The 2,111-nt window shown below is 53.1% G+C and carries 3 protein-coding genes; all 3 read left to right on the top strand.

The window, feature by feature from the left end; genetic code table 11:
- On the top strand, positions 1–192 hold a 192-nt coding region (locus MELB17_RS24860; RefSeq protein WP_227499024.1), incomplete at its 5' end, for a hypothetical protein.
- 54 nt (positions 193–246) lie between these two features.
- Positions 247–756 carry a hypothetical protein gene (locus MELB17_RS23005; protein WP_007352748.1) on the top strand — a complete coding sequence of 170 codons (510 nt, stop codon included), beginning with the start codon at positions 247–249 and terminating at the stop codon, positions 754–756.
- A 113-nt stretch (positions 757–869) separates the two neighbouring features.
- Positions 870–1,775 carry a hypothetical protein gene (locus MELB17_RS23000; RefSeq protein WP_157133398.1) on the top strand — a complete coding sequence of 302 codons (906 nt, stop codon included), beginning with the start codon at positions 870–872 and terminating at the stop codon, positions 1,773–1,775.
- Positions 1,776–2,111 lie beyond the last annotated feature (336 nt).

The following is a 2,111-nucleotide window of genomic DNA, read 5'->3' as shown; positions in this document are numbered from 1 at the left end:
CAACCGCCACCCCGGAGAACAACCATGACACGCGAGCAAAACGAACGCTTCAGTGAACTCCAAGACCAACGGGTTAATCGTGGCCTACTCCTGATGTGCGAAAGCAAAGAATACGACCGCCTCTGTGAGCTATTCGAGTCAGAACACCCCGAACTGACAAGCCTGTATCCCGTTGAGCAGCGCTGCGACTAAAACAACCGGCTACCAACAGCCACCGATAAGCCAAACGGCAATCTGGAGACCTTCATGAACGCTGAACACTACACCCCACGCGAGAGAGCACTTCCAAACGGCCTCGTAACCGTGCTAACTCGCGGCGACGATGTGATATTCGCCCCCTACGGTGGCGGATTTACCCGTACCCTGCCCGAGCAAGAGTTTCTTGAGCATTTCCGGTTCGTAGAGCCATCCGAGTTTGAGGGTGTCGAGTACCGCGCCGGCCAATTTGATCTGGATGATTATTTCGAAACACCATTACACGGTTACACTCGCGGCCTGCTCTGGAACGGTTTTGCTGAGCCGGTGTTTGAGCTGGCCCAGGTTGCACAAATCGCTAAGGCATTTCCTGGAATCGCCTACAACCCTGAGCGCGACATGGTGCTTGTAGATCAAGGCGACAGTGTAGAGGACGACTGTCGGTACGAACTTTATGCTGGGATTTCAATTCTCGTAGACGGACAAATCAAGCGAGCCTACCCAGTCGGCACAGGCTGCTGGACATGGGTCGAAGCGGGAATCGAAGATGAGTCCGATTAGCACGAAAAGCTGAAATAGCGGTTGTGAATGACAGGCCATTGGCCTGTCATGTAATGAACAAATCGCTGGCAATTGCCAGACAAAACAAGGCCAAAGGCCAACCCGGAGACACCATGAGCAAAATCAGCAACACCCTCGTTACCCTGACCGTACAGCTGAGCGCAGACCACATTGACGGACTGGCTATCGCCGCTGGATTTGGCGCTGACTCTTTTCGCAGTGGGCACACCGATAAAGTGCCAGACTTTAACCCTGAAGACGGTCACAACGTCTACGAGGCGGGCCGCAGCGATGAAGCCACTGCAATCCTTGAAGCTGCGTTTAACGCCGCTACCGCACCCACCAGAACTCAGAACGACAGAGCCACACTTTGGAACGTCAGACTCATAAATTGCAGTGATTCCAGTACAGCATTTTTTAGCCATTCCCAGGGCTGGACAGATGAGGCGAATGCCAATCGCTTCACCACCGACGAAATCACAAACTCCAATCTGGTTGACGTTCTTGCCAGCGCCGGTATTGAGACTTGCATCCTACGCTCAAAAGAAGTCGCCATAAAAGGCACCGGTTGGACAATCTACAGCGCCATTGAAGCGGCGAACCGTGACGGCTTGGCCTACTGGAGTTCGACCGGTGAGTGGGTGGATCAATCTCGCGCCAGCGTCTACGCCTTCGGGCTGGTAAAGCACAACGATCTTGCTGAATCCCTTGGCGCAGACTGTCAGTGGCATAACCTACGGCTGGCAAACATCACGGATGAAGAAGGGCTGAATGAAGCGTTGACAGTATTCTGCAAACTGAACGGCCTGCCACTGCAATGCGCCAGCGAGTTGCTGTTCAACGAGTCCCGGGCGAAGCGTCCCTTGGGCAGCCGTATCGCGTGGCTGGAGCAGTTCAACCGCCAATGGGAAGCTCTTATGGACACTGCGGATAAACCTAAACCTCATTTGAGCGGCATCGCACAAGCGTTGCTGCTCGGTGACAGGGAAGGCAGAGCCGACCTGCCACATAAAGCATAGGGCGACAGCCCGACTGGCAGTAACGATCATTTAGAGGCAAGGTACGAAGCCTGTAAAAGCACATCGCTCAAAACATTACCCGTTTAAAAGCGTTTTTAACTGGCAATCCGCCAGCACAATAGCGGCAAGGGCACAAAAGCACACGGATGTGCCTAGCCCGATATTTCCTTCTAAAACCCGGTACTGTTCACGTAGAGACATTACCGATAAGGGCGAACTCAAAATGAAACCTTTTTACCAATACACGCCAAACGTGAAGACTCCCGTTAAAAACACCTACAAACCCGCCACGGATGCGATGATTGCACTTGAATTTAGTCTTCCGACTCCAAGAAG

The organism is Marinobacter sp. ELB17 (genome assembly GCF_000169375.1).
Classification (GTDB): Bacteria; Pseudomonadota; Gammaproteobacteria; order Pseudomonadales; family Oleiphilaceae; genus Marinobacter.
The sequence above is the reverse complement of the archived record's forward strand: the minus strand, read 5'-3'. Positions and strand labels throughout refer to the sequence as shown.

What these genes read in the sequence shown, in the direction of transcription:
- MELB17_RS23005 (WP_007352748.1), top strand. Translation starts at nt 247, where the DNA reads ATGAACGCTGAACACTACACCCCACGCGAGAGAGCACTTCCAAACGGC.
- MELB17_RS23000 (WP_157133398.1), top strand. Translation starts at nt 870, where the DNA reads ATGAGCAAAATCAGCAACACCCTCGTTACCCTGACCGTACAGCTGAGC.